The 6,171-nt window shown below is 43.3% G+C and carries 9 protein-coding genes and 1 pseudogene; 2 read left to right on the top strand and 8 right to left on the bottom strand.

Annotation, left to right across the window (positions count from 1 at the left end; genetic code table 11):
- Positions 1-149: pseudogene (locus CGZ90_RS18020) on the bottom strand (ParA family protein); the annotation flags it as partial.
- 42 nt (positions 150-191) lie between these two features.
- Here CGZ90_RS18020 and CGZ90_RS18015 point away from each other — a divergent pair.
- On the top strand, positions 192-920 hold the full coding sequence (locus CGZ90_RS18015; protein ID WP_240515477.1) for a sulfite exporter TauE/SafE family protein: 729 nt from the start codon (positions 192-194) through the stop codon (positions 918-920).
- 75 nt (positions 921-995) lie between these two features.
- Here CGZ90_RS18015 and CGZ90_RS18010 read toward each other — a convergent pair whose 3' ends face one another.
- The 7 genes from CGZ90_RS18010 to CGZ90_RS17980 form a co-directional block, all read right to left on the bottom strand.
- Entirely contained in the window at positions 996-1,226 is a 231-nt protein-coding gene (locus CGZ90_RS18010) for a DUF2198 family protein (RefSeq protein ID WP_165766906.1), read from the bottom strand.
- A 145-nt stretch (positions 1,227-1,371) separates the two neighbouring features.
- A complete protein-coding gene (locus CGZ90_RS18005) occupies positions 1,372-1,884 on the bottom strand; it encodes a geobacillin-26 family protein (RefSeq protein WP_094253924.1) in 513 nt (170 codons plus the stop codon).
- Positions 1,885-1,903: 19 nt separating this feature from the next.
- On the bottom strand, positions 1,904-2,389 hold the full coding sequence (locus CGZ90_RS18000; protein WP_165766905.1) for a DinB family protein: 486 nt from the start codon (positions 2,387-2,389) through the stop codon (positions 1,904-1,906).
- Positions 2,390-2,407: 18 nt separating this feature from the next.
- A complete protein-coding gene (locus tag CGZ90_RS17995; RefSeq protein WP_094253922.1) occupies positions 2,408-2,725 on the bottom strand; it encodes a hypothetical protein in 318 nt (105 codons plus the stop codon).
- Positions 2,726-2,850: 125 nt separating this feature from the next.
- Positions 2,851-4,305, bottom strand: coding sequence for an ABC-F family ATP-binding cassette domain-containing protein (locus CGZ90_RS17990; protein ID WP_094253921.1), 1,455 nt, complete (start codon positions 4,303-4,305; stop codon positions 2,851-2,853).
- A gap of 90 nt (positions 4,306-4,395) precedes the next feature.
- Entirely contained in the window at positions 4,396-4,992 is a 597-nt protein-coding gene (locus tag CGZ90_RS17985; RefSeq protein ID WP_094253920.1) for a hypothetical protein, read from the bottom strand.
- Positions 4,973-5,503 (bottom strand): RNA polymerase sigma factor, encoded by a 531-nt coding sequence (locus CGZ90_RS17980; protein ID WP_094253919.1) that lies wholly within the window; start codon positions 5,501-5,503, stop codon positions 4,973-4,975. The genes CGZ90_RS17985 and CGZ90_RS17980 overlap by 20 nt, the downstream gene beginning before the upstream one ends.
- Before the next feature lie 325 nt (positions 5,504-5,828).
- Between CGZ90_RS17980 and CGZ90_RS20835 the strand changes: the two genes are divergently transcribed.
- The coding region (locus tag CGZ90_RS20835; protein WP_165766904.1) for an Imm26 family immunity protein at positions 5,829-6,171 on the top strand (343 nt) is incomplete at its 3' end.

The following is a 6,171-nucleotide window of genomic DNA, read 5'->3' as shown; positions in this document are numbered from 1 at the left end:
TTCGTACGGGCATCGAGCATTGTAAGAAGTACGCCGTCTATCATCAGTTCTGTGTTCAGATGCTTCTGAACAAGCCTTAACGTGTTGAGAAGCTGGCTCAGCCCTTCAAGCGCATAGTACTCGCACTGCACTGGGATAAGCAACTTATCCTGTTCGGCTTTCCTCCTGTCACAGCGATCGGCACAAGTCTTATGTACTCGATCGGAACGAGTGTTTCTGGAGTATTCGCCCATTTAAGGATGAACAATATATTCTGGAAAACAGCTGCAGTGCTCGGCATTACAGGAGTCGCTGCAACCCAGATCGCCCATCCGCTCGTCTTGTGGCTGGAAGCAGAGCACTTAGATAAGACAGTCATCCCTTTTCTATACATTCTATTGCTCGGTTATTTTGCTCTTTCCCTGTTAAACAGATCTTCAAAACAAGACAGCAAGAACGCGCCCTTTCAATTTTCTTGGCTGAAGGCTGTCTTTATCGGATTTACAGGCGGTTTTCTATCCGCCACGCTCGGTGTCGGCGGCGGGTTCATCATGGTCCCGCTATTAATCTCTATGATGAAGCTTCCTGCACGGAAAGCAGTCGGCACAAGCCTGGTGAGCGTTTTTGCGATCGTAACAGCAGGATTTATCACTTATGCGTTCTCCACTCCCCTTGATTTTAAGCTTGGGGCATTGCTGATTATCGGAGCGCTGATCGGTGGACAGCTTGGGGCTAAACTGACGTCTATTTATGATGACGAACAGATAAGAAAATTACTTGGCATCCTTTATGTCATCACGATGTCATCCGTCATTTTTAAGCTGTTTCATCAGGATGAAGCTGGAATCACTGTACTTGGCGGCTATATCTCATTCTTGCTCATCCTTTTCTTAAAAGACACCATCATTCATCAGCGCAGAAAAGCGTCTCCTACTAACTAAGGAGACGCTTTTTCTATGTAAGTTTTTTTGTATATAGTGTTTGTAAAAAAATAGACTGCGAAGCTTAATCGCAGTCTATCTTACTTTTCGATCTTGTTTTTTATAGATTTTAAGGCCGAGCCAGAATCCAATTGCCGTGGATACGAGCCCGATTACCTGCTGGCTGAGCGGGCGGTTTAGTCCGTCAAAGCCGAAAATGAGAATAAGCAGTGTAATGATAATAGGAACGTACTTTGAAAATAAAACACGGTTGAACAATAACATGAAAAAGACCGGCAGAAGCCCCGCCAGGATGTACTCAAGCATGAATTTAAATTCCCTTCTCACTGCCATAGCAAGCGGCAGACATGTCTCATACTCTCTATTATAAACGAAAAAAGCGCGTCTGTTGCGGTTGTCGGCACAGAAAAACGAAATTAATCAGGAAACCTTGAAGCAAATCCTGCTGGCGTTAATCAGGTTGGCTTAAAACATGAAAGATTCTAATGGCATCCTTGCTGGCGTTCGACGCTTCACGCAGCTCTTTACCACCGTCAAATAGATGATAGAAAACAAACAGTGAGATTATAAAAAACAGGAAATTCTTCTGCTTTTTTTCTTTAAATAATGTTTTTCGGTATAGTGAAAGAATAATAAATAAAATAATGATTCCTGAGAAGTTAATGAAAGCAAACTTTTGACTGGATTGAGTCTCATTGACCTTTTCCCGGAACTCCGCCAATTTCTTTTTATTTTCCTGCTTTTCAACCAATGTTTTCTTCTGTTCATTTTCTATTGACAGATTCCAGACTATTTTTTGTTCTGTTATATGAACTTTATAATATAAGCCATGCCAAAAATCCTTATCACTTTGAATTAACTCTTTGTCTCCTATTTCTTCAGAAGTGGAGTTAGCAGGTATGAGGTAAACACCGAAAGCTACCCACGCTATTACGACTAACACTGTCACCCATTTTCGGTACAAACAACCACCACATTCCTAGTTATTGTTTACTTTTCAAACTGTTTTCCCGCAAAAAATAAATATAATCCGTCGAACCCCCTGGAATGCCCTGCTGGCGGAGCATCGCTGACAAGTTGCCGCGATGATAGGTTCCGTGGTTGACGAGATGGGTGATGAGCTCTTCAACCGAATTTTGAAACGTTTCTCCTTGTGAGGTTTTGTAGGTGATATTCTCTAATGGGTCAACGCTGTTTAGGTAAGCTGTAATTTCTTCATGTAAGACAGAAAACTTTTCCCTCGCCTCTTTTGGCGATTCAGTCAAGATCACACCTGCAGTTCTTCCTATCATTCTTGAAAACCAAAGATCATCTACTTCCAGAACGTGATCCACCACAGCTTTTATAGAAGGAAAAACACTTGTTATTTCCAGGTTATAGAATCCCTCTGCTTTGTCCTCTAAATGCCGCAGCATCTTCTCAGTTCCCCAGACATGATACGCAAACAAATGCTGTATCGTTTTTTCCAAGTTCATCTTCCTTTCAGTCTAAAAAACGACTTCATATGTCATATAAAACACATACATAGAGGCAGCGAACATTCCAATAATCAACGCACCCCACAAATAACGAAAACGGTACATCAGATGTGAGCGATATGAATCCTTTTTCATCAGCTTTGTCATCTCGGATTTGAAAATGATGAAAAAATAAAGGATAACCGGGACGATAACTGCCATCGCTGCAACGAACAGCACTTTGTTGACTGTGATCATTTCTTCAGCTGAATAAAACTGCTGCAGTCCAATTCCGAGGGCAGCGATAAGCACAACCACTGCTTTTATGTATTTTAAATACCTGTCCATCAGCTTTTCCTCCTAAGCGATAACCTACTTTGACTATAAAGGAAGACGGCTGCTTTTTCCATAATTTATAAATAAAAGGAAAAACGCCGGACATCCGCTTATTTACGGATGTCCGGCGTCTTATATTATTGATACATCTTTTCGCGCTGTTTCTTGATCTCGTCGTTATCAAGATACTCATCGTATGTCATCTGCTTATCGATCAGGCCGTTCGGCGTGATTTCGATGATGCGGTTCGCGATCGTCTGAACGAACTGATGGTCATGTGATGTGAACAGCATAGATCCTTTGTATGAAGTCATCCCGTTGTTAAGTGCTGTGATGGATTCAAGATCCAAGTGGTTCGTCGGCTCATCCATAAGAAGAACATTCGATCCGCTCAGCATCATTTTTGAAAGCATGCAGCGAACCTTTTCGCCTCCAGAAAGAACGGTACACTTCTTGAGAACTTCTTCGCCTGAGAATAACATGCGGCCAAGGAATCCGCGCAGGAAGCTTTCACTCTGGTCAGCAGGAGAATATTGGCGCAGCCAGTCAACAAGGTTAAGCTCGCCGTTCTCAAAATACTGCGAGTTGTCTTTCGGGAAGTACGCCTGAGATGTAGTAACACCCCATTTGTATGTTCCGCTGTCCGCTTCCATCTCACCCATCAAGATTTTGAACAACGTCGTGTTGGCAATTTCGTTTTTGCCGACAAACGCGATCTTATCGTCTTTATTCATGATGAAGCTAACGTTATCAAGTACTTTTTCGCCGTCAATTGTCTTCGTCAGACCTTCTACGCGAAGAAGGTCGTTCCCGATTTCGCGCTCGATGCTGAAGTTGACGAACGGATATTTACGTGAAGAAGGTCTGATGTCATCCAGCGTGATTTTATCCAGTAGCTTCTTACGTGAAGTAGCCTGCTTAGATTTTGACGCGTTCGCTGAGAAACGAGCGACGAAGTTCTGAAGCTCTTTAATCTTCTCTNNGTTCTCGAAATTGATAAGGAACTCTTCCAGCCATTGAATCGCCTGAAGGTCCAAGTGGTTCGTAGGCTCATCCAGCAACAGGATGTCCGGCTTGCCGAAAAGTGCCTGTGCAAGGAGGACTTTTACCTTGTCAGAGCCTGATAAGTCAGCCATCAGCTTATCGTGAAGGTCTTCTCCGATTCCAAGTCCTTTTAGTAGGATCGCTGCTTCAGATTCAGCTTCCCAACCGTTCAGCTCAGCGAATTCGCCTTCAAGTTCAGCTGCGCGCATGCCGTCTTCATCAGTGAATTCTGCTTTCATATAGATAGCATCCTTCTCCTGCATAACTTGGTAAAGACGCGCATGTCCCATAATGATCGTCTGCATGACAGTATGCTCTTCGTATTCGAAGTGGTTCTGCTTCAATACAGCCAAACGCTCGCCAGGTGTGATGATAACATCACCTGTCTGCGCTTCGATCTCACCAGAAAGAATTTTTAGGAACGTCGATTTACCCGCACCGTTCGCTCCGATCAAGCCGTAGCAGTTGCCCGGCGTAAATTTAATATTCACATCTTCGAACAGCTTGCGGTCGCCGTAACGAAGACTGACGTTAGAAACAGTAATCATTTTTTCAAAACTCCTTTATCACTCATATCACCGCTTATTGTACCATACTTTTACACATAAAAAGAAACACAGCGGAAAAGTCCGCCATGCTTAATTTTGGCTATTTATAATGAAGGTTCTCGCGACCGCATCCGCCTGCGCTTCATCAAAAAACGGAGTATAAAAATAGACGTGATAATAGTGGTTTGTATAGGGTGATTTAAAGTAATAGTGAATGATCTGGATGTACTCCATTTTTTTCTGATGATCGACGGTCATTTTTCCTGGATAACGGTAGCCTTGAATATCTATATTTGTGTGTATGTTCTGCTGGTTAATGCTCTCATACATATCCGCTTCAGTCATTCTTTGAACCCCGCCGGTTTTCTTTCCTTCTTTATTGTAAAAATCTTTGCTGAAAGCTCCTCTGTTTTTTATTGTAATGTCTCCCGCGGGGCTGATAGTAACAGTCTCGCTGACCGCCTGCTCTGCTGGCTTACCATCATATTGCTGAAAAGCGTATGATACGATGCTTGCGAAAAGAAGGAGAAGGAGCAGGAAGCTTACTGCAGGCTTGAAGCGAAGTTTTCTTTTTTCGCTATGCTGCCTGATGGCAAATATAATGTTTTCTTTCTGTTCATGTGTAAGGCTGTGTACTGGTAGTGACCTTAAGTTTTTTTCTACTTGCTCATCCGTTAGCTGCTTCATCCACCACCCCTCCTTTCTCTGCGATCATGTGCTTCTTTAAACTTTGCAGTGCACGATGGTATGTCAAGTGAACCTTCGCCGTGCTGCATCCGAGGATGTCTGCTGCTTCCTCGGATGTCAAATCCATGATGCCGCGCAGGATAATGATCTCCCTGTACCCCGGACGAAGCTTGTTCACTGCCTCATACAGAGCAGTTTTTTCTTCATTCAGCATGAGTTTCTCATGAGGTGCAGGATCTGAACTTTTCATGGTTGCCAGCAGAAAATCTGGCAGCAGGGCCTTCCATATCCCGCGGCGCCTTTCATCTTGAGCGAGGCGCCGGGCAATCGTGAACAGCCACGTCTTAGGCTCTGACTCATGCCGGAACGAAGAAAGGTGCTGCAGTGCCTTGATAAATGTTTCCTGAACAAGATCCTCTACGTCTAGCCTGCCTGTGCAGTAAACAAGATATTGAAGGATGTCCTGATGATAGAGCCCAAACCATTCCTGAACAATATCATTATTTTTCATAAAATCTCTCCTCTAGGTTCCCTTCGTCATGCTTTCTATTGAATTAGACGCATTTCCTGTAATTTTCTTGCAGTTTATTAAAGATTTTCAACTAAAAACATTAATTTTTAGTCTGTATACGCTTAAACACCGCTGCTCGAAACGATCAAATTGAGTTTATGTGCCATTTTCAGATGAGTATGTGCCGTTCGACATGGGTTATGTTACATATTTAAGAGTTAAGTGCCGTTTATAAATTTTATGTGCCATTCGGGGAATTTCGACAAAAACGCATAGCTTCTTCAGCCTAAAATAATGTGAAAGCAGCAATAGGAGGACCAGAACTATGAAGAAAAGAAAACCTGAACAAGGTGATGTGTTTGCAGTCAATCTGCCAGATGGCCGCTACGGCGCAGTAAAGGTGATCAACACCACGAAACAGTCATCGCTCATCATGACAACTGCGTATTTAGATTCGGCACCGCCGAGTCTTGACGACAGCAAGCTTAATGAAATACTACTGCAGGATCGTTTTTCCTACGAGAAAAGTCCAGCAATTATATGGCACGAAGGCTCTCCGCCGGAAAATACGATTTACATCGGCCAAATCTGTCTTTCAAAGGAAGAACGCCGGCGCGCAAGCAGTTCTTTCGGTGGAAAGTGGGATGACTTCACAGGCACAGAAGCTT

The organism is Fictibacillus aquaticus (genome assembly GCF_002245695.1).
Taxonomy (GTDB): Bacteria; Bacillota; Bacilli; order Bacillales; family Fictibacillaceae; genus Fictibacillus; species Fictibacillus aquaticus.
This window is presented reverse-complemented; position numbering and strand designations above follow the sequence as displayed.

Coding starts and splice junctions, on each gene's coding strand:
- CGZ90_RS18015 (WP_240515477.1), top strand. CDS start 192: ATGTACTCGATCGGAACGAGTGTTTCTGGAGTATTCGCCCATTTAAGG.
- CGZ90_RS18010 (WP_165766906.1), bottom strand. CDS start 1,226: ATGCTTGAGTACATCCTGGCGGGGCTTCTGCCGGTCTTTTTCATGTTA.
- CGZ90_RS17995 (WP_094253922.1), bottom strand. CDS start 2,725: ATGGACAGGTATTTAAAATACATAAAAGCAGTGGTTGTGCTTATCGCT.
- CGZ90_RS17985 (WP_094253920.1), bottom strand. CDS start 4,992: ATGAAGCAGCTAACGGATGAGCAAGTAGAAAAAAACTTAAGGTCACTA.
- CGZ90_RS17980 (WP_094253919.1), bottom strand. CDS start 5,503: ATGAAAAATAATGATATTGTTCAGGAATGGTTTGGGCTCTATCATCAG.